The sequence below is a fragment of the Enterococcus sp. DIV0724b genome, assembly GCF_050531475.1.
GTDB classification, from domain to species: domain Bacteria; phylum Bacillota; class Bacilli; order Lactobacillales; family Enterococcaceae; genus Enterococcus_L; species Enterococcus_L haemoperoxidus.
The window spans coordinates 2,202,606-2,224,581 of the sequence record NZ_CP172890.1 but is presented as its reverse complement, the minus strand read 5'-3'; the positions used below and the strand labels follow the sequence as shown (position 1 = coordinate 2,224,581).

The 21,976-nt window shown below is 38.0% G+C and carries 20 protein-coding genes; all 20 read left to right on the top strand.

The window, feature by feature from the left end:
- Positions 1 to 68 precede the first annotated feature (68 nt).
- The 20 genes from IGJ02_RS10250 to nifJ all read left to right on the top strand — a co-directional run bounded on the left by IGJ02_RS10250 (position 69) and on the right by nifJ (position 21,656).
- Positions 69 to 656: a nucleoside-triphosphatase gene (locus IGJ02_RS10250; RefSeq protein WP_430601916.1), complete on the top strand. Its 588-nt coding sequence runs from the start codon at positions 69 to 71 to the stop codon at positions 654 to 656.
- A 52-nt stretch (positions 657 to 708) separates the two neighbouring features.
- Entirely contained in the window at positions 709 to 1,095 is a 387-nt protein-coding gene (locus tag IGJ02_RS10245; RefSeq protein WP_010763326.1) for a winged helix-turn-helix domain-containing protein, read from the top strand.
- Complete coding sequence (locus tag IGJ02_RS10240) at positions 1,092 to 2,105, top strand: XdhC family protein (RefSeq protein ID WP_430601915.1); 1,014 nt, start codon at positions 1,092 to 1,094, stop codon at positions 2,103 to 2,105. The genes IGJ02_RS10245 and IGJ02_RS10240 overlap by 4 nt, the downstream gene beginning before the upstream one ends.
- A 26-nt stretch (positions 2,106 to 2,131) precedes the next feature.
- Entirely contained in the window at positions 2,132 to 3,163 is a 1,032-nt protein-coding gene (locus tag IGJ02_RS10235; RefSeq protein WP_430601914.1) for a FecCD family ABC transporter permease, read from the top strand.
- 12 nt (positions 3,164 to 3,175) lie between these two features.
- Positions 3,176 to 3,970: an ABC transporter ATP-binding protein gene (locus IGJ02_RS10230; protein ID WP_430601913.1), complete on the top strand. Its 795-nt coding sequence runs from the start codon at positions 3,176 to 3,178 to the stop codon at positions 3,968 to 3,970.
- Positions 3,967 to 5,079, top strand: a complete 1,113-nt coding sequence (locus tag IGJ02_RS10225) for an ABC transporter substrate-binding protein (protein WP_430601912.1) — start codon at positions 3,967 to 3,969, stop codon at positions 5,077 to 5,079. Before IGJ02_RS10230 ends, IGJ02_RS10225 begins: the two co-directional genes overlap by 4 nt.
- A gap of 22 nt (positions 5,080 to 5,101) precedes the next feature.
- On the top strand, positions 5,102 to 6,271 hold the full coding sequence (locus tag IGJ02_RS10220) for a double-cubane-cluster-containing anaerobic reductase (protein ID WP_430601911.1): 1,170 nt from the start codon (positions 5,102 to 5,104) through the stop codon (positions 6,269 to 6,271).
- Positions 6,268 to 7,020 (top strand): acyl-CoA dehydratase activase, encoded by a 753-nt coding sequence (locus IGJ02_RS10215; protein WP_430601910.1) that lies wholly within the window; start codon positions 6,268 to 6,270, stop codon positions 7,018 to 7,020. Before IGJ02_RS10220 ends, IGJ02_RS10215 begins: the two co-directional genes overlap by 4 nt.
- 107 nt (positions 7,021 to 7,127) lie before the next feature.
- The gene (gene xdh, locus IGJ02_RS10210) at positions 7,128 to 9,704 is read left to right on the top strand and encodes a selenium-dependent xanthine dehydrogenase (protein ID WP_430601909.1); all 2,577 of its coding nucleotides are present in this window, start codon (positions 7,128 to 7,130) and stop codon (positions 9,702 to 9,704) included.
- Between the two features lie 120 nt (positions 9,705 to 9,824).
- Entirely contained in the window at positions 9,825 to 10,424 is a 600-nt protein-coding gene (locus IGJ02_RS10205) for an NTP transferase domain-containing protein (protein WP_430601908.1), read from the top strand.
- Between the two features lies 1 nt (position 10,425).
- Entirely contained in the window at positions 10,426 to 11,577 is a 1,152-nt protein-coding gene (gene sclA, locus IGJ02_RS10200) for a selenocysteine lyase SclA (protein WP_430601907.1), read from the top strand.
- A gap of 18 nt (positions 11,578 to 11,595) precedes the next feature.
- Positions 11,596 to 12,618: a selenide, water dikinase SelD gene (gene selD / locus IGJ02_RS10195; RefSeq protein ID WP_430601906.1), complete on the top strand. Its 1,023-nt coding sequence runs from the start codon at positions 11,596 to 11,598 to the stop codon at positions 12,616 to 12,618.
- A gap of 16 nt (positions 12,619 to 12,634) precedes the next feature.
- Positions 12,635 to 13,225: a sulfurtransferase-like selenium metabolism protein YedF gene (gene yedF, locus IGJ02_RS10190; protein WP_010763337.1), complete on the top strand. Its 591-nt coding sequence runs from the start codon at positions 12,635 to 12,637 to the stop codon at positions 13,223 to 13,225.
- A 15-nt stretch (positions 13,226 to 13,240) separates the two neighbouring features.
- Positions 13,241 to 13,498, top strand: coding sequence for a DUF3343 domain-containing protein (locus tag IGJ02_RS10185; protein ID WP_010763338.1), 258 nt, complete (start codon positions 13,241 to 13,243; stop codon positions 13,496 to 13,498).
- A complete protein-coding gene (gene yqeC, locus IGJ02_RS10180) occupies positions 13,486 to 14,217 on the top strand; it encodes a selenium cofactor biosynthesis protein YqeC (RefSeq protein WP_010763339.1) in 732 nt (243 codons plus the stop codon). Before IGJ02_RS10185 ends, yqeC begins: the two co-directional genes overlap by 13 nt.
- A complete protein-coding gene (yqeB, locus tag IGJ02_RS10175) occupies positions 14,205 to 15,035 on the top strand; it encodes a selenium-dependent molybdenum cofactor biosynthesis protein YqeB (RefSeq protein ID WP_430601903.1) in 831 nt (276 codons plus the stop codon). Before yqeC ends, yqeB begins: the two co-directional genes overlap by 13 nt.
- Before the next feature lie 291 nt (positions 15,036 to 15,326).
- A complete protein-coding gene (locus tag IGJ02_RS10170; protein WP_010763341.1) occupies positions 15,327 to 15,770 on the top strand; it encodes a flavodoxin in 444 nt (147 codons plus the stop codon).
- A 63-nt stretch (positions 15,771 to 15,833) separates the two neighbouring features.
- Positions 15,834 to 16,673: a sulfide/dihydroorotate dehydrogenase-like FAD/NAD-binding protein gene (locus IGJ02_RS10165; RefSeq protein ID WP_430601901.1), complete on the top strand. Its 840-nt coding sequence runs from the start codon at positions 15,834 to 15,836 to the stop codon at positions 16,671 to 16,673.
- The gene (gltA, locus tag IGJ02_RS10160; RefSeq protein WP_010763343.1) at positions 16,666 to 18,093 is read left to right on the top strand and encodes an NADPH-dependent glutamate synthase; all 1,428 of its coding nucleotides are present in this window, start codon (positions 16,666 to 16,668) and stop codon (positions 18,091 to 18,093) included. Before IGJ02_RS10165 ends, gltA begins: the two co-directional genes overlap by 8 nt.
- A gap of 23 nt (positions 18,094 to 18,116) precedes the next feature.
- Entirely contained in the window at positions 18,117 to 21,656 is a 3,540-nt protein-coding gene (gene nifJ, locus IGJ02_RS10155) for a pyruvate:ferredoxin (flavodoxin) oxidoreductase (protein WP_430601900.1), read from the top strand.
- Positions 21,657 to 21,976 lie beyond the last annotated feature (320 nt).

Below are 21,976 nucleotides of genomic sequence, written 5' to 3'. Positions count from 1 at the left end.
ATGAATAAACAGTTTTGTCTTTTGCATTATTTTTATGAAGAAATCAAGTAAGTAAAGGAAAATGAAACATGAATAATTTTTTTCTAGAAGGGGACAAATTTATTGGAAAGTCCACTTTACTACGAGAAGTAATAATGGCTACAGGAAAATCTGTCAGCGGTTTTTACGTGAATCGCCGAATTAATGATCAAGGACACATCGTTGGATTTGAACTGAGAGCAGCAAAAGAATGGGGACAACAAACTCCAGATATGACGCCAATTGCAGATCATTGCTTTATCCACACTGAGAAGGGGCGACGAACAAGAAATTTACAGGTATTTGAAACGTTTGGAAAAGCGTTATTAAAAGAAGCTAAAAACGACACGGCCGATATTATTTTACTAGATGAAATCGGGGGCATCGAATTATTATCAAGTCCATTCAAGGTTGAACTTTTAACACTGATCCAACAACCTAAAAAAATTCTAGGCGTGTTTAAATCAGAAGAAAATTATCATAAACAAAAAAAATACACGCTTGAAAAATTAGAAATAGGACAACAAAGAGTAATGTTAAGACAAGAAATTCTTAAAGAGAATGGTCAAATTCTCAAGTTGAATGAACATAATTATAGTATTGTCAAAAATCAACTTCTCAAATTTTTAATGGAATAATTTTTTTTAGAAATCGTTATCTTTTTGAAGTATAACGAAAGGAGGTTTTAGGTTGAAAGAGCAAGAGGCATTTAATTATACGCTTAATCTAAAGTTGCGAACAAACCGAATTTTTTTCGGACCGGGCGTTGTTGAATTACTTCAACGGATTTCTCAAACTGGCTCGCTAAATACAGCGGCGAAACAGATGCATATGTCATATAACAAAGCATGGCGGATGATCAAAAAAGCTGAAGAAGAGTTGGGCTACCCTCTGATCAATAAAAGTGTAGGAGGCAATAATGGTGGTGGATCGACAGTAACAACACAAGGGAAACGCCTTACAGCGAAGTTTTTACTTTTTCAAAAGAAAACGTATCAAATCACGAATCAATATTTTTCAGAGATTTTCAATGATGATTTAAATCCAGAAATAGTAGAGTTGGAGGAAAGAGAATGAAGGGATTTTTTCAACAAATAGACGAAGCAATCAAACAAAAACAAGATACAGTCTTAGTCACAGTGATTGAAAGTTCAGGGTCGACACCAAGAAGTGCAGGTGCTCGAATGCTAGTGGGGAAATCTGGAAGAATCGCTGGAACGATTGGTGGCGGTGCAGTTGAGTTTCGCGGAGAAAAAATTGCGAAAGAAGTGTTGAAGCATCATCTGTCTAGAGCAGAAAAATTTGTACTAGCACCAAATGATATTGTAGATCTAGGCATGATTTGTGGTGGAAATGTAGCACTCTTTTTTCAATATCTTGCTTGGCAAGATGCCAGTGTGCAGGAAGTCTGTGAAGAAATCATCAACCATTTCCAACATAATCAGCAGTGTTGGTTACTTACTGAATTAAACGCTGAAGGAGCAAATGGTTTTGGGTTGTATAGTTTAGAAACTGGATTAATTGGAAATGTACCTATTGAATTAAAAGAGGCTCAGTTTCTACCAAGATTGACACAAGTCAACATTGATGGGCACATTTATTCAATAGAACCATTATTGCAAACAGGCAAAGTCTTTGTTTTTGGCGGTGGTCATGTTGCTCAAGCTTTGGTTCCTGTTTTAAAAACACTGGATTTTTATTGTGTCGTTTTAGATGACCGGGCAGACTTTTTAACAGAAACTGTATTTCCGGATGCAGATCAGCGGAAGGTCATTGATTTGAATAATATTGAAGCCTCAATTGGAATCACCGAAGCAGACTATGCGGTAGTGATGACGCGTGGTCATCAATTTGATTTTCTGTTAGCAAAACAATTATTGGAAACCTCAGCCCACTACATTGGTGTAATGGGAAGCAAACAAAAGATTGCTACACAAATCAAAAAATTAAAAGAATGCGGCTTTTCGATGACAGATATAAAACGTATCAATATGCCAATTGGATTAAAAATAAAAGCAGAAACTCCCGCAGAACTTGCAATCAGCGTTGCTGGAGAATTAGTTAAAAAGCGAGCAACATCAAGATGAAATCGGTCAAAATAGGAGTGAGCGCAATGAAGGATAGATACTCGAAGATCAACCAGAAAAAAATGATCATTTTAGGTTCGGTGTTACTTTTTCTGCTAGTGTTTACAATCTCTTTCTTTTTAGGGAAGTTTCCAATTGCTAGTGGAGATTTCTTTCGAGCTATTTTGAACAAAATAATTCCGTTGGAGCAAACTTGCAGTAGTCAAGTTGAGACGATTTTGTTTAAGATTCGTTTTCCTAGAATCCTCATGGCAGTGCTCATCGGTGCGGGTATCTCGGTAGCTGGGGCAACCTACCAAGCTCTATTTCAAAACCCGATGATTTCACAAGATATCCTGGGTGCTTCACAAGGCGCTGCGTTTGGGGCTGCTATTGGATTATTTTTCTCTTTGACGTATGAACAAGTGATTTTACTGTCTTTTATTTTTGGGTTACTAGCAGTGGGTGCGGTACTTTTAGTGAGTAAATTTTTGCGGACTGACTCTGTTTTGAATATGGTTTTGATCGGGATGATGGTGGGATCGCTTTTTTCTTCGGCTGTTTCCTTTTTGAAATTAGTAGGCGATCCGACGAATACACTTCCAGCAATCACGTATTGGCTAATGGGGAGTTTGTCATCAATTAAAATACAAGACATTCCATTTGTAGCACCTTTGATTTTAGTTGGAATGATCCCGATATTCTTGTTACGTTGGCGTTTAAATGTTATTTCTTTAGGTGAAGAAGAAGCCTTGACCTTAGGTGTGAACAATCGTGTTTTAAGAGTGATTTTGATTATGGCTGCCACCTTGATTACAGCAAGTGCGGTATCTGTCAGTGGGTTGATTGGTTGGGTAGGATTAGTTGTACCGCATTTTTCGCGGATGTTGATCGGCAATGACTACCGCTATAGTATTCCAGTAACAGCAATAGTAGGTGGTACTTTTCTATTATTTGTAGATGATTTTTCCCGATTGATTTCGACAAGCGAGATACCGATCGGGATCTTGACATCGTTTATAGGTGCACCGATTTTTCTAGTATTGATTGCTAAAAATAATCGTTCGATTAGAGAATGAGGAGGCGTTGTGATGTTGGAAGTAATTGATTTAGAATTTGCTTATAGAAAACAAAACATACTAAAGAACATTTCATTTAAACTTGAATATGGGCAGTCGGTTTGTTTATTAGGGAAAAATGGAGTGGGGAAAAGTACATTGTTTAAATGTTTACTTGGAGTATTAAATCCTAATATAGGATCTATTAAAATCAACGGTCGTTTGATAACAGAGTGTAAAAGGAATGAACTTGCACAATTGATTTCTTATATTCCGCAAAAACAACGTGGAGTCTTTCATTTTACTGTTTTTGAAATGGTTTTGATGGGAACGACGGCCAGATTAAAAAATTATCAGCAACCTGGTCAAGCTGAAAATGAATTAGCAGAATCAGCCTTGACCATACTAAATATTTCCCATTTAAAGAATCGCACTTATTCAGAAATCAGCGGTGGAGAGCAGCAGCTTGTGATTATTGCACGCTCAGTGGCTCAACAAAGTAAGATCATTATCATGGATGAACCTTGTGCCAATCTTGATTATGGAAATCAAATCATGGTTTTAGAAATGATTCAAAAGCTAGCTGAGCAAGGCTATTTGATTATTCAATCCACACATGATCCAAACCATGCCTTACAATATGCTGATTATGTTTTAGTTTTACATGAAGGACAGCTGATGCAAGGTACCCCAAAAAACATCTTAACAAGTCGACAGTTAGAGGCTATGTATCATGTGCCAATCACCGTTCACGAACTGACGGCATATGAACAAAGAATCTGTTTACCAACGAAAAAACTATTGAATAGAAAGGATGAAACAAAATGACAAGAAAACCAAGTTTGACTTTGTTATTAGGCGTAACGATTCTTACGATGATCGGTTGTTCAAATAATAACCAAAACACAAGTGAAACTGAGAATATGGAGACCACTGTTCGTTCGGTCCAAAGACAAGAGGTAAATACACGTACATTTGTTGATTCTGCTGGACGTGAAGTCATTGTTCCGACTAAAATTAAAAAAATTGCGCCATCAGGTCCATTAGCTCAACTAGTATTGTACACAAGTTCACCAGATTTACTAGTTGGTTTAGCAACGCCATTTTCAACGGAAGCAAAAGAATTTATTGATAAAAAATATCAAAATTTACCTAACTTTGGTCAATTTTATGGAAAGAATGCTAGTTTAAATATGGAAGCATTAAGTGCGGCTGAACCAGATGTGATCATCGACATCGGTGAAGCTAAAAAGACAGTAAAAGAAGATATGGATAAATTACAGGATCAGATCAATATTCCAACGATTTTCATTGAAGCCAATTTAAAAAATATGCCTGAAACGTATAAAAAAATAGGGGACTTACTTGGGGAGACAAAAGAAACAGAAAAGCTTAGTAAATATTGCCAAAAGGTTCTAAAACAAGCAGATAGTGTTCGATCTTCATTAAAAGAATCCGATCAAAAAAGGATTTATTATGCCTCAGGAAATGCTGGTCTAAATACAAACGCTGAAGGTTCATTTCATGCTCAAGTAATAGATGAAATTGGGGCTAAAAATGCTGCTACAGGGGTTGATATTGTATCAAAAGGTGGAGGTACGCTCATTTCAATGGAACAATTAGTTCAGTGGCAACCAGATTATATTTTAGCTGAGACAAAAGATGTCTATGAACTAATCAAAACAGATGAGTCTTGGCAAGAGCTGACAGCAGTTAAGGAAGGAAAAGTTTATCAAGTTCCAACAGTTCCTTATAATGTTTTAGGTTCGCCACCCTCTGTCAATCGTATCATGGGAATTCAATGGCTAGGACAATTGGTTTATCCAGAACAATATAAGCTAGATATCGAAGAGACACTAAAAGAGCTCTACTCTCTTTTCTACCATGTTGAACCAACTTCAGAACAAGTTAAAACGATTCTCACAAATGCTCAATAAAAATGATACTAGGAGAGGTTTTATGAAAATCAAAACAGATTTACCAGAAATTTTTGCAGAGTTTGATGATGCCAGACGTCAAGGATTTGTTCAGGTCAAAAAATTAAAAGAACAAGGTGTGCCAGTTGTAGGCGTGTATTGCACGTTTATGCCAGAAGAAATCGTATTAGCAGCAGATGCCGTTCAAATCAGTCTTTGCTCTACATCAGATGAAACAATTTCAGCAGCAGAGGAAGATCTACCGAGAAATCTGTGTCCCCTAATTAAGTCTAGTTATGGTTTTGGTAAAACAGATAAATGTCCATTCTTCTATTTCTCTGATTTAGTGGTAGGCGAAACAACGTGTGACGGCAAAAAAAAGATGTACGAATACATGGAAGAATTCAAACCACTTTATTTAATGAATTTACCTAACGCACGAAATTCCAAAGTAGCATTTGAATTATGGAAAAATGAAATCGTTCGTTTTAAAGAAAAATTAGAAACTTTTCTCGATGTAACAATTACAGAAGACGGGATTAAAGAAGCCATTCGTTTAAAAAATAGGGAACGAACAGCTAGAAAAAAGTTTTATGGACTAGGCAAACTAAATCCGCCTGCAATTGAAGGGTCAGAAATTTTCAAAGTCATGTATGGTGCCAATTATACCTTCGATAAAGAAAACCTGATCCAAAGACTAGATGATACAACAAAAAAAGTTCTCGCACAGTATCCTGAACAACATCAGCCAGATGGCAAACCTAGAATCCTGATTACAGGCTCTCCAATGGGTGGTGTGACTGAAAAAGTTATTCGAGCAATTGAAGAAAATGGCGGTACTATTGTCGGTTTTGAAAATTGTACAGTCGCCAAAGCTGTTGAACGATTAGTGGATGAAGAAAAGGCAGATAGTTATGAAGCCTTAGCTGAAAAATATATTGATATCGGCTGTGCATGCATATCCAATAATACGAGTCGTTTTGATCTATTGAGCCAAATGATCGACGAGTATCAAGTAACCGGCGTAGTGGATATGGTATTGCAATCATGCCATCCATATTCAATCGAAGCCTTAAAAATTAGACGGTTTTGCCAGAAGGAAAAAAATGTCCCGTATCTATACTTAGAAACTGATTATTCTACAGCCGATATCGAACAAATCAATACACGAGTAACTGCCTTTATCGAAATGTTGGAGGATTGTTCATCATGAAAGTGATTGGTCTTGATAGTGGATCAACTACCACTAAAGGGGTTCTTTTTGAACATAATCAACTAATAAAAAAATGGTTGGTATTGACAGCTGGTGATCCAAGACAAGCAGCTGAGCAAGTCATCACTGAGTTAAGCAATAATGAACAACACAAAATAATTACAACTGGCTATGGTCGAAAATTATTAAACGCTGATAAAGCAGTTACTGAAATTACCTGTCACGCTAAAGGTGCATCCTATCTTAGTCACAGTATTCAAAATGTGATCGACATTGGTGGTCAAGATAGCAAGGTAATCAAAATGGATAAGGATGGGCATGTTTTAGATTTTAATATGAATGACAAATGTGCTGCTGGAACTGGACGATTTGTTGAAGTATTAATGCGAACATTAGGAGAAGAAATCGACCAAATCGATAGCTTTGTTGCTACAGCTAAACCGGTAAAAATCAATAGTATGTGTACGGTGTTTGCAGAATCAGAAGTCATTAGCTTAATTGGCAAAGGTGAAAAAAGAGAAAATATTGCGTTAGGAGTTCTACATTCAATCGCTGCTCGTATCAGCAATCAACATAGACAAATCAATCCCGACCAAGGAGCAATCTTTTTTTCAGGAGGCTTGTCACACAGCAGAAAAGTAGCAGAACTGGTTGCCGAGTATACTAAAAAAGAAGTATACTATGATCAAGAACTGTCACAATATGCAGGAGCAATTGGTGCCGCATTGATCGGTATTCAGGAAAAATAAACAAAAAATGTTTTTTTGCTAAATAATAATTTTTAGACCTAAATTTTATGGTATAATCATAGTGATTAAAAGCTATACTTATAACAGAAATTGAGGTGTAAAGAAGAATGTATTCATTGGTAGTAAATGGTAAGACGGAAACCTGCGGAACAAATAAGAAGTTGATGGATTTTTTGCGAGACGATTTAAGGTTGACGGGGACAAAAGATGGCTGTAACCAAGGTTCTTGTGGTGCTTGTTCAGTATTGATAAATGGAAGGGTTTCCAAATCGTGTTTATTTAGTTTAGAGAAGTTAGACGGAAAAGAAGTTGTCACGATCGAAGGACTGGATCAACGCCAAAAAGATGTTTATGCCTATGCTTTTGCTAAAACTGGTGCAGTACAATGCGGCTATTGTATTCCTGGAATCGTGATCTCAGCGCATGGTTTACTAAATAAAAAAGCGAATCCTAGTGATGAAGAGGTAAGAAAAGCGATTCGTGGCAATATCTGTCGTTGTACAGGTTATGTAAAGATTGTGGAAGCAATTCAATTAGCAGCTAAACTATTTCGTGAAGAATTGAGCATTCCAAAGGAACACTCAAATGGAAAATTAGGTGAAGATTTCAAAAGAGTTGATGCCATTGAAAAAACATTGGGAACTGGATTGTATGTCGATGATATTAGCGTTGTTGGGATGCTTCATGCTTCAGCTGTCCGCAGTACCTATCCAAGAGCGAAAGTTTTAAAAATCGATACGAGTAAAGCGCTGGAACATCCAGCTTGTGTAACTGTGTTAACGTCTAAAGATGTTCCAGGAAATAATAAAATTGGTCACTTAGAATTTATCTCTGATTGGGACGTCATGATACCAGAAGGCGAAATCACTCGTTATGTCGGTGATGCAATTGCTTTAGTTGTATCAAATGATAAAGAAGACTTGGAAGAAATCAAAGAATTGGTAGAAGTTGAATATGAAGAATTAATACCAATAACTTCTTGTGAGGCTGCATTGGTAGAAGGTGCACCGTTGATTCATGAAAAAGGCAATATTTTATCTCATGAACATCTTATTCGCGGCAATGCAGATAAACAGTTGGCGGCATCTGAATACGTCGTAACCCAACATTATTCAGTCCCAATCAACGAACATGCCTTTATGGAACCAGAGTGTGCAATTGCGATGCCTGAAGGTGAATCTGGAATTTTACTTTATAGTGCAGGACAAAGTATTTATGATGAACAACGTGAAGTGGCGCGTATGTTAGGCATCGAAAAAGAGCAGGTACATGTCCAAGCCAAATTAGTGGGTGGCGGTTTCGGCGGAAAAGAAGATATGAGTGTGCAGCATCACGCATCACTTGCGGCTTGGTGCTTGCAAAAACCGGTAAAAGTTTTGCTTAGTCGACAAGAAAGCTTGATGATTCATCCCAAACGTCATGGTATGGAGATGGACTTTACTACAGGCTGTGATGCTAAAGGGAATTTAACTGCAATGAAAGCTGTGATTTATGCAGACACTGGTGCGTATGCTTCTTTAGGAGGACCAGTACTTCAACGTGCTTGTACACATGCAGCTGGACCGTATAAATATCAAGATATTGATGTAGAAGGATTCGCTGTTTATACGAATAATCCGCCATCTGGAGCATTTCGTGGTTTTGGTGTGTGCCAAACTGCTTTTGCGATTGAAAGCAATCTTAATTTATTAGCAGAAAAAGTGGGAATCTCACAATGGGATATCCGGTATAAAAATGCGGTTGGGCCAGGTGATTCATTACCAAACGGTCAATTAGTATCAAAAAATGCAGCACTTAAAGAGACGTTACTAGCCGTCAAAGAATCGTATGAAAAAGCAGAAATAGCTGGAATATCTTGTTTCTTTAAAAATAGTGGGATTGGTGTTGGTTTATCTGATGTTGGTCGTTGTATCGTTTCAGTTGAAGAAGGCAAAGTCCATGTTAGAACCAGTGCGGCATGTATTGGACAAGGGATGGCAACTGTTACGACTCAAGTAGCGTGTGAAACCTTAGATTTACCACCAGAAATGATTATTGCGGAGACTCCAGATACGCGTAGAACACCAGATTCCGGTACAACAACCGCATCACGACAGTCTTTATTTACGGGAGAGGCAACGAGAAGAGCAGCGATGCAATTGCGTTATGAGCTAGATATGGGACGTGCGTTATCGGATTTAGAAGGCCAAGAATTTTACGGAGAATATTCAGCTAAGACAGATCCTTTGATCAATGATAAAAAAAGTCCGGTTAGCCATGCAGGTTATGGCTATGCGGCTGAAGTCGCAATTTTGGATGAAAAAGGCAAAGTAGAGAAGATTGTAGCTGCTTATGATATGGGGCAAGTCGTTAATCCCAAAGCTGCCGAAGGCCAAATCGAAGGAGGTATCGTCATGGGAATGGGCTATGCGTTAACAGAAAAATTCGTTTTAGAAGAAGGTTATGTGAAAGCAAAATATGCAACATTAGGGTTACTTAATGCTGCACAAGTACCGCCAATCGAAACGATTTTAGTTCAGGCAAAAAATATCCATGACGGCTTAGCATATGGGATCAAAGGTGTGGGCGAGTTAGCAACGATCCCAACAGCACCAGCATTAGCCGGAGCTTACTATGCTTTAGACGGACAACTTAGACCGACCTTGCCAATGGAAGATACATTTTACCAAAAGAAGAAAAAATAATTAAATGATTTTGTGAGGTGCTTGAAAAAAGACGCACAATAGCGCCAGAAACGCATCCGATAAATCAGATTGGGTGCGTTTTTATTTTTAATGATCGAGTAAAACAAAAGGAGCACATAAATGTTGAAAATAAGTGCAGTTATTATGGCTTCGGGTTCTTCTACAAGAATGGGCGAGAATAAATTATTTCTTGATTATCAGGGAAAGACCTTTTTAGAGCATACGCTAAACCTTACAAATAAACTCGCATTTTTTGAGCGGATATTAGTTATTTCACCAGAAAATTTACAAAGATTGGAGCGACACAAAAATCTAAAAATCATTCAGAATACAGAAGCAAAAAAAGGGCAAAGTGCAAGTGTTCGGTTAGGCACCAAAGCCGCAACAGGTGAAGGGTATCTTTATCTTACGGTGGATCAACCTTTGTTAAACCAAGCATTATTGGAATCACTTTTTCCTGCTTATTCAAAAGAAACGATCGTTTTTCCAGTGGATCGATTGGGCGCCCCATGCAGTCCCATTTTCTTTGGTGAAAAATTCCGTTCAGATTTGCTAAAAGTGACAGGAGATTCTGGAGGACGAGCTGTTCGTAACAATCATCCAGAAGCATGGCGAGAAATTCAGGTAAAAGCTTCTGAATGTTTGATTGATATTGATACACCAGAAGAATATAAAAAATTGATCGATCAAAATTTGGAGATTAGAGGGAAAGGGTTTTAAAATGAAGCAGCCAATTTATTTGAATTATGCAGCAACGTCCAACTATAAATTTGAATCGACTATCCAAGAGTTGAGTCACTATTTAGAAGCAAATAATAATATAAATACGAATCGTGGTTTGCAAAACAGTGATGAACTTGGATTGATTTTTGAAACGCGTGTTGCTTTAGCAGATTTTTTTCATGCACCTGATCCAGCACATATTATTTTCACAGCAAATGCAACAACTTCGCTGAACATGATTTTAAATGGCCTATTGAAATCTGATGATCATATCATAACGACACAAGTAGAACATAATGCAGTTGCTAGGCCGCTTCGTTTGTTGGAAATGCAACAGAATATCTCCGTGACATATTTACACTGTGAATCAGATGGAAAGCTTGATCCTACTCAAATAGAATCATTGATCCGACCAGAAACCAAAGTAATGGTGATGACTCATGCATCAAATGTGTTAGGCACAATTTTACCCATAAAAGAATGCTTCAAAATCGCAAAAGCTCATGGAATCATTACAGTTTTAGATTGTGCTCAAACAGCAGGTTTCTTACCTATTGATATGGAAACAATGTCGATCGATGTTTTAGCTTTTACAGGGCATAAAAGCTTGATGGGTCTTTCTGGAATTGGCGGATTTGCTTTGGCTCAAAATATAGAGAAAAAAATTGATCCTTGGATGAGTGGAGGAACTGGAAGTGCTTCATTGTCACTAGAGCAACCTAGTTTTTTGCCAGATAAATTTGAGCCTGGAACCTTGAATACAATTGGTATTTTAAGCTTAAAGAGTGCATTAAAAGCAATCAATACACTTGGTTTAGATAAAATTGTCACGCATGAACGAGCAATAACTGCTCGATTTTTAACAGGATTAAAAGATCTGCCTATAACTATTTTAGGAAGTGTTGACCCAGCGGAAATGGTGCCAGTTGTTTCTATTACGTCAACAATGTTTGATCCAGGAGAACTTGCTCAGCAATTATTCGATCGTTATCAAATCATTACACGTTGTGGATTACATTGTTCTCCGCTTGCACATCAAACGGCCGGGACGTTAAAAACCGGAGCGGTACGATTTAGTTTTGGTTGGCACACAACGATTGATGAAATCGATTATACCTTGAAAGCATTAAAAGAAATTTTGTCGAAATAGACGCAAAGGAGAAAATCAATGGACTTTTTATCACAATGTACGTCTGGCGGCTGTGGAGCTAAAATCGGACCAAATGAATTAGCTGGATTTTTAAAGAATCTGCCCAAGAGTTCTGACGAGAAATTATTAGTGGCTTTTGATGCATCGGATGACGCGGCGATATATCAAGTATCAGAGGAACTTGCATTGATTTCAACGGTAGATTTTTTCTCGCCAATGGTAGAAGATCCTCGTACGTTTGGTCGGATCGCCGCAGCAAATGCAATGAGTGATGTGTATGCAATGGGAGGGCAAGTCCTATTTGCATTAAATTTAGTTTGTTTTCCTGAAAAAATGGATAAACAAAAGCTTTCAGAAATGCTGATCGGTGGTGCAGAAAAACTTGAAGAAGCGAATGCTTCATTAGCCGGAGGCCATTCGATTTATGATCATGAACCTAAATACGGACTGGCGGTAACAGGACAAGTTGATCCGCAAAAAATCATTCATAATAATACACCGAAAATAGGTGATGTCTTGATCCTTACAAAAGCTTTAGGTGTTGGAATGATTCAATCAGCTGTCAGAGGAGGTCTCGCTTGTAAAGAATCAGAAGCAGCAGCAATTGCATCAATGGAACGATTAAATAAATATGCTGCGGAAAAAATGCGTGATTTTCCTGTTCATGCTTGTACTGATGTGACGGGATTTGGTTTACTGGTTCATGCACTAGAAATGGCTGGAGACAATGTGACATTGATTATTGATACGGAACAATTACCACTTTTACCTCAGACATATTATTATGCAGAAGAATTTTTAGCGACAGCAGCCGGGCAAAGAAATCGTCAATGCATTGGGAGCAAAGTCGATTTGAACACCGTTTCACCAGCATTCCAAGAAATTCTATTTGACCCCCAAACGTCAGGTGGCTTACTTATCAGTGTTGCTGCAGAAAAAGCACTGGAATGTCTTAAAGCTATTCAAAAAAATGACCCAGTTGCTGCAATCATTGGTGAGGTTTATAAAAAAGAATCAAATCGGCCGATTATTCTGGTCTAAGGAAGAAGGAACAGCGATGAAAAAAATCAATGCATTAGGAAAACCATGCCCAATTCCAGTAATTGAGGCGAAAAAAGCGATTCGTGAGTTAAACAACGCTGGAGGAACTATTGAAATAACAGTCGATAATGAAGTATCCGTAAAAAATATCGAAAAAATGGCTGTGGGTCTAGGGCTAAAAACGATTAGTCAAAAGTATAAAAATGATGAATTAACGGTTGAAATCACTGTGCCCAAACACCTCGATCAACTAAATTCTGCTAGTTCAGATAACGAATTAGTGATCGCTTTTGGCAGAAAAACAATGGGAGACGGAGATGCTGATTTAGGTGCAATGTTATTAAAAAGTTACATTTATTCATTAACTGAATTAGACACGCCACCTGAACACCTGTTATTTTTTAATAGTGGTGCATTTCTAACAAATCAAGGTTCTAATACTTTAAAAGACTTACAAGTTTTATTAGAGAAAGGAACACAAATCAGTACGTGTGGAGCGTGTTTAGATTTTTACGAGATCAAAGAAACAATAGCAATCGGTGAAATCACAACTATGTATGGTATAACAGAAGTAATGGCACAAGCAAAAAAAGTCATTAATTTCTAAGGATGAGGTGAAAAAATGGAGTATCTTTTAACGTTTCAAAATACCCATTATGCAGTTCACGGTGAAAAAGTATTGCTCAATAAAAAGATTCATGTATCCGTAATGGCGTTGCCGACAAGTCTAGGGGATTTTTGTGGAATTTGTTTAAGGATAGCTATGGAAGATCTAACACATGGCCGAGCGTTTCTAGCAGAAGCTAATATACCGGTCGAAGGAATTTTTAGGATTGAAAGAACTAGGAAGGAAAGGAAGTATGTACCATGGAAGCCCTGATTGATTGCTTTGATTTTAAGGGACAACAAGTGGTTTCACTGATCGGAAGCGGTGGAAAAACAAGTTTAATGTGGTATCTTGCCGAATATTATCGAAATCAAAATGTTCTAGTTAGCACGACAACTAAGATTGGGTACCCTGTTGATCGTCCATATGACTTTTTTTATAGTAGTAATTTTTCAAATTTAGGCAGTGATGGGCAGGGGATCACCTTAGCAGGAAACCTTACTGCAGGTGGATATAAACTAAGCTCACTGCCACTTACGGTGATTGAAGAGTCACTTCCACATTTTGATAAGACCTTTCTAGAAGCTGATGGTTCTAAGCAATTACCTTTAAAAGGCTGGGAAACATTTGAGCCTGTTGTTTTACCTGAAACGACTGTTACGATTGGCTTGGTTCCAATATCTGTTGTTGGAAAAACAATCGACCAAATGACTGTTCATCGTCTTGCGTTATTTTTACGAGCAACAGGTGCTACTCAAGGAGAGAAAATCAAAGAAGAAACACTAGCCGAAATCATTGCCAGTCCGACTGGGTTATGGGAAAAAAGCCATGGGCAACGTATCTTATGCATTAATCAAGTCGAAACGTTAGAACAATTAAGGCAGGCCAAAAAAGTCTTATCTTTACTGCCGAAAATGCTATTAAAACGTTTGAGTAAAGTAATTGCATGCAATATTCAAACTAAAGAAGGAGTTGTCATATGGGAAAAATAAAACAATCAATTTCTGAAACTGTCGTAGTTGTGCGAGGTGGCGGCGATTTGGCTACTGGTGTTATCCAAAAATTAGCTCATACAGGTTTCAAAGTAGTGATTTTAGAAACGGCGAAACCATTGGCCATTCGCCGTACAGTAGCATTGTGTACAGCTATTTTCCAAAGCAAACAGCAAGTAGAAGACATAGAAGCGGTCTTCGTTTCTTCTGTGTCAGAATGTGAGACGATCTGGAACAATAAACAGATTCCAATATTAATTGATGCCGAGGCGAAATCTTTGCCTGAACTGAAGCCCATCGTCTTGGTCGATACGATTCTAGCTAAAAGAAATCTAGGTACAAACAAAAGGATGGCGCCTATTACGATAGCTCTTGGACCAGGCTTTTCAGCACCAGAAGATGTTGATGTTGTGGTTGAAACGATGAGAGGACATTATTTAGGGCGATTGTATTTTGAAGGGACAGCCATCCCCAATACTGGAATACCTGGAGAAATCGGTGGGAAAAGTGCCGAACGCGTGATACATTCACCTACATCAGGAAACGTTCAACATGTAAAAAAAATTGGAGATGTTGTGAAAAAGGGAGAAGTGCTTTTTTATGTAGGTCAAGCAGCTGTAGAATCACCACTAGACGGTGTATTGAGAGGCTTGATTTCAGATAAAGTAGTATGTCAAGCAGGATTAAAATGTGGCGATGTCGATCCACGACCAGTTGAACAAGTCGATTGCTATACAATATCGGATAAAGCACGGGCTTTAGGCGGAGCTGTTTTAGAGGCAATACTCTTGTTGGGACGGGAAAAAGACTTATTTTGATGTAAATAAAAATAAGTTGCTAAAAATTATTTTTTTTACCTAAAAAATATTGTTTTAAAGGTCTGAATTATGGTATAGTATAAGGGAAGATTTTGCATAATGTTTGATTTAAAAAGAAAGCGTTTTAATTTTTTTGAGATATGTGAAAAAGGTAATTTGGAACTAAACGTCTTTAACAGTACCATAGCTACATGCTTTTTTGATATTAAGTATGAGAAGAATGAAAAGGGTTACACCTTATCTTTTTATACTTTAAAATATTAAGTAAAAAAGGTGAGAGGATGAGTAAATATGGCATTAGTAAAAATCATTTATGCAAGTATGACAGGCAACACAGAGGAAATTTCAGAAATATTAGAAAGTACGGTGCAAGAAGCAGGATTTGATGTAGAAAGAGAAGAGTGTTCAGAAGTGGATGTCGACTTCTTTGATGATGCAGATGCATGTGTGATCGCTACGTATACGTATGGTGACGGTGAATTACCATTTGAATTTGAAGATTTCTATGATGAATTAGAAGAAAAAGATTTAGCTGGAAAAATTTTTGGCGTGGTGGGTTCTGGCGATCGTGAATACGGAGATTTATTCTGCAAATCAGCTCATGATTTTGTGGCTGCATTAGAAAAATCAGGCGCTAAAAAAGTAGCTGAAACAGTTGAAATCGAAAATAATGCAGAAGACGAAGATGTTGAAGCACTGAAAAAATTTGTCCAAGAATTAACGTCTGGGTTATAAAAGTTTCTAAAATCATATGAAAGAAGGAAAAATGAATGAAGCCATTCATTAACGGTACTCCATATGTATAAAATAACCAAAAGTGAGCAGCTTTCGAAAAATGAATATGATTTTTGGATTGAGGCTCCTCGGATTGCCAAGAAGGCTAAGCCAGGACAATTTGTTATGTTGCGGATCAATGAAATGGGTGAACGAATCCCTTTGACAATTGCAGATACTGATGATTCTGGCGGTAAGATTCGTTTAGTTTTTCAAGTAATAGGTAAAACAACTGCTGAACTGGGGAAACTTACGATTGGTGACACCATTTTAGATTTAACTGGACCACTTGGTATGCCGACAGAAATAAAAAATTACGGGACAGTTATGATCGTAGGCGGTGGCGTTGGAATTGCTGCAGTTTTCCCAATCATTAAAGGGTTAAAAAAAGCTGGAAATCGAGTTATTACAATTCTTGGTGCCAAAACAGCTGAACTTGTGATCCTTCAAGAGGAGTGTCGACAATATTCTGATGAACTGATCGTCACGACAGATGATGGTACAAAAGGCATGAAAGGTCTTGTAACGGATGCAATGGAGCAAGTGATTGCAAACGAAACAATCAACAGTAGTTGGGCGATTGGTCCCAGTATGATGATGAAATTTTGTACCATGACTGCAGCAAAATATGAATTGCCACTTTATGTTTCACTAAACCCGATTATGATCGATGGAACAGGTATGTGTGGCGGCTGTCGAGTAACGATCGACGGGAGTATCAAATTTGCCTGTGTCGATGGCCCAGAATTTAAAGGAACAGAGGTTAATTGGGATGAGTTTATCAGTCGCATGAAACAATATAAGACGGAAGAAGAAACCTGTTTGGTGGATTATCAAAAAGTGCAGGTGATAAATCGTGGTTAGAAGAAGTAGAACAAAAACACCAATCGCTGAACAAGACCCAGCAATTCGTAAGTCAAATTTTGATGAGGTTTGCTTAGGGTATACGCTCGAAGAAGGTGCGGCTGAAGCTGTTCGGTGTTTACAATGTAAAGAGGCTCCCTGTATTGCCAGTTGCCCTGTGATGATAGATATTCCTGGATTTATTCTTGCAATTAAAAAAGGAAATATGCAGGAAGCAGCTGATATTTTAGGAAAATATACGAACCTTCCAGCAATTTGTGGAAGAGTTTGTCCTCAGGAAAAGCAATGCGAACAAGTCTGTAAGTTGGGACTGGCTAAAAACTTTGAACCAGTCGCAATCGGTAAATTAGAGCGTTTAGTTGCAGATTGGGCTTTAGAAAATCAAGATTTTTCGAAATGCATTCAAAATAACGAAGCGAAAATTGGTCGAATCGCCGTCATTGGTTCTGGTCCTTCTGGTTTAACGGTTGCTGGTGATTTAGCAAAAATGAACTATGAGGTAATCATTTATGAAGCACTACATGATTCTGGTGGTGTATTGACTTACGGCATTCCAGAATTTAGATTACCTAAGAGAATTGTAAAAAAAGAAATCGAAAGCATTGAAGCGTTAGGTGTAACGATCGAAACCAATGTTGTGGTTGGTAAAACAATCACGATGGATGAGGTCATGAACGAATTTGATGCTTGCTACATTTCTGTTGGAGCTGGAGCTCCTAACTTTATGGGAATACCTGGAACAGCATTGAATGGGGTTTATTCTTCTAGCGAATATTTGACACGAATCAATTTGATGCATAGTTATGAGTTTCCGAAATTCGATACACCAATCAAACGTTCCAAAAATGTTGTAGTGATCGGTGGTGGAAATGTGGCAATGGATGCGGCGCGTTCAGCTAAACGTTTAGGCGCTGATCATGTCAGTATTGTCTATCGCAGGTCATTAGAGGAATTGCCCGCGCGTATCGAAGAATACCATCATTCTGTTGAAGAAGATATCGACTATCATTGGTTGAGCAATCCAGTCGAATATATGAATAACGGTGTTGGGGATTTAAATGGTGTGAAATGCGTCAAAATGGAACTAGGTGAACCAGATGAATCTGGAAGACGTCGTCCAGTTCCAATCAAAAATAGCGAATTTATTATCGAAGCTGACACAGTGATCGAAGCAATCGGTCAAGGGTCCAATAAAGTGTTGTTATCCACTTTCCCAGAACTTAAATTGACAAAATGGGGTTACATTGAGGCGGATCCAAAAACGGGAACTACATCAATTCCTGGCGTCTTTGCCGGCGGAGATATCGTAACAGGTGCAGCAACAGTAATTTTAGCCATGGGTGCTGGAAAAATTGCTGCTGTAGAAATCGACAACTATGTACGAGAAAAAAACAAAACGCCCGTAACAACAAAAGTCTGAGGAAAGATAAAAGGTGAGAACAAATGAAAAAAACAAAGACGATGGATGGAAATACAGCAGCTGCTTATATTTCTTATGCCTTTACAGAAGTAGCGGCAATTTATCCTATCACGCCTAGCTCGACCATGGCGGAATTAGTAGATGAATGGGCAGAAAATGGCTTGAAAAATATTTATGGGCAAAAGGTCCAAGTTATTGAAATGCAGTCAGAAGCTGGAGCTGCAGGCGTTGTCCATGGGTCGTTAAAAACTGGGGCATTAACAACGACTTATACAGCATCACAAGGCTTGTTGTTGATGATTCCTAATATGTATAAAATAGCTGGTGAACTATTGCCAGGTGTTTTTCACGTGGCTGCTAGAGCGATCACAACGAGCGCCTTGAGTATTTTTGGTGATCATGGAGATGTTATGGCGACCCGTCAAACAGGTTTTTGTATGTTGGCAGAGTCAAGTGTACAAGAAGTAATGGATCTTTCAGCAGTAGCACATTTAGCCAGTATTGAAGGCAGTTTACCGTTCGTCAATTTTTTTGATGGTTTTAGAACAAGTCATGAACTGCAAAAAATCGAAGTACTTGATTACAGTGATTTAAAAGAGATGCTTGATCAAGAAGCAGTGGATCGCTTCAGAAATAGAGGAATGAATCCAAATCATCCAACAGTATCTGGAACAGCTCAAAATCCAGATATCCATTTTCAACAAAGAGAAACCGTTAATACAAACTATGAAGCAATGCCAAGAATCGTTCAAAAATATATGAATCAAATCAATGAATTACGGGGCACTAATTATGATTTAACAGATTATTATGGGGTAGAAGATGCGACAGAAGTCATTATATCCATGGGTTCAGCATCACCTGTTATTCAACAAACGGTGGATTATTTAAATAATCGAGGACGAAAAGTCGGATTGATCAATATCCATTTATACCGTCCTTTTCCAACAGAAAACCTACTAGAAAAATTACCAAAAACTGTAGAAAAAGTCGCTGTTTTAGATAGAACTAAAGAAGCTGGATCTGACGGAGAACCATTGCTCTTGGATGTTCAAAGTGCCTTATATCAACATTCTAATCGTCCAATCGTGATCGGTGGACGCTATGGCTTAGGATCAAAAGATGTGACACCTAACCAGATCAAAGCAGTTTATGACCATTTATTACAACCGTTTGCTGAATTGAAACAACGCTTTACAATAGGAATTGTAGATGATGTGACGTATCGTTCATTACCGCAAGGAGAGCTTTTAGATTTAACACCTGACTCAACCTTTCAAGCAAAATTCTGGGGATTTGGCTCAGATGGTACAGTTGGTGCTAATAAACAAGCAATCAAAATTATAGGAGACAATACCGATCTGTATGCACAGGCATATTTTAGTTACGATTCTAAAAAATCAGGTGGCTTGACTATTTCTCATTTGCGTTTTGGAGAAGAACCGATCGCATCCACTTATTTAGTAGAACAAGCTGACTTTATAGCATGCCATAATGCTTCTTATATCCATAATTATGACTTATTGAAAGGATTGAAAGATGGCGGAACGTTCTTATTGAACACCATCTGGGACAAAGAAAAAGTTTATCGCTTACTTCCAGCAAAGTTAAAAAAATATATAGCAGAACATACTATTCAGTTTTATATTATCAACGCTGTAGAATTGGCACGTGAAATTGGATTAGGTCGTAGGATCAATACAGTGATGTCAACTGCGTTCTTTGAAGTAACGGATATTCTGACACGAGAGGAGTACATGCCGTTACTAAAAGCGGAAGTCAAAAAAACTTATGGAAAAAAATCAATGGAAATCGTGGAAAAAAACTTCCAAGCAATTGATAGAACTTTTGATTCTCTTCAGAAAATTGAGGTTCCATCTGAATGGGTAACAATCGTTATCGAACCTGAGAAAAAAGACGAAACATTACCTAAATACGTTACAAATATTCTACAGCCAGTCAATCGTCAAGAAGGAAATGAATTGACCGTTAGAGATTTAATCGATAACGGGATGAAAACAGGCGAAATGCCAATGGGCACAGCGGCTTTTGAAAAACGTGGCATTGCCTTAGAAGTGCCAGAATGGCAAATGGATAAATGTACGATGTGTAATGAATGTGCATTTGTTTGCCCCCACGCAGCGATTCGTCCATTCTTAGCAAATGAAGCTGAAATGCAAGAAGCTCCAGAAGGATTTATCGCTAGAGAAATGCGTGGCGCAGATGGCTTGATGTATCGAATTCAGGTGTCTTTAGAAGACTGCACTGGTTGCGGTCTATGTGTTCAAGCTTGTCCAGTCAAAGAAAAAGCCATTTTGATGAAACCTTATGAAGAACAAAAAGAGCAAGCAATCAATTGGGCGTTTGCAATGACCTTACAGCAAAAAGAAAATCCAGTCAGAAAATTATCCGTTAAAGGATCTCAATTTAACCAACCACTGATGGAATTTTCGGGAGCATGTGAAGGGTGTGGCGAAACACCTTATATTAAATTATTAACACAATTATTTGGAGATCGAATGATGATGGCCAATGCGACTGGTTGCTCTTCTATTTGGGGTGGCTCGTCTCCTGTTACACCCTATACAACAAATGAATGCGGGCAAGGACCTGCTTGGAGTAACTCACTATTTGAAGATAATGCCGAATATGGCTATGGAATGTATGTAGCGAATAAGACCAAACGACAATATTTAGCAGATCAAGTACAAGAAGCTATCGATAAAAATATAAGCTCGAACCAACTGCAAGCTTTAATGGAAGATTGGTTAGCGCATTATTTAGAAGGGGATGGCACTCAACAACGCGCAACAAAGTTAGCAGCAGCTTTGAGCGAGGAATATCAAAGAAATCAACTTCTAGAGAAAATTTACAAGCAAAGGGATTTACTTGTAAAAACCAGTCAATGGATAGTCGGTGGTGATGGTTGGGCATATGATATTGGTTTCAGTGGAATCGATCATGTCTTGGCAAGTGGGGCAGATGTCAATATTTTCGTCATGGATAATGAGGTTTATGCTAATACAGGCGGTCAGACATCCAAAGCGACACCAGCAGCAGCGATTGCTAAATTTTCTGCTGGAGGGAAACAGAACGCTAAAAAAGATTTAGGCATGATGGCGATGACGTATGGCAATGTTTATGTAGCACAAATCGCGTTGGGTGCTAATTCAATGCAGACCATAAAAGCAATCGATGAAGCTGAGCGTTATCCAGGACCATCACTGATTATTGGCTACACGCCTTGTATCAATCATGGTATCAAAGGTGGTATGATCGAAACATTATCTTTAGCAAAAGAAGCGGTTGAATCTGGCTATTGGCAATTGTATCGTTACAATCCACAACTAATTGAAAAAGGTAAAGACCCAATGGTTATCGACTACAAAAAAGCTGATTTCTCTAAGATGCGTAATTTCCTTGAAAAACAAACTCGATTCTCTGCGCTTCATACAATCAAAGACGATCAAGAAGTCGTTGAAAATCTTTTAACGAAAACAAAAGATGATGCAGAAGATCGGTCTGATAATTATGTGAAATTAGTGAGTCAGATCAAGAAATAAAAAAATAGGAACATAGACTATCAAAGCAACTGGTAAAACGATATTTTCGTTTTATTCCAGTTGCTTTTTTACAAGAAAAAAATAATAATAAAAAATTCTTCAAAAATTTCAAAAAGCGTTTACAATGTGGTATTCTTACAGTGTTGGAATTTAAGTAAAAAATAACTTTATTACGAGTCCGAGACAAAACTGTTCAACTTATTTCCGGAACCTTTCAAAACTTAGTGCTTGAGCACTTAGAATTTGATGTGATCGAAGTGTAGTAGCTGCTTTTTTTCTCGCCGTTTACTCGCACCCTTAGCTGTTAGTCTTATGTAGTT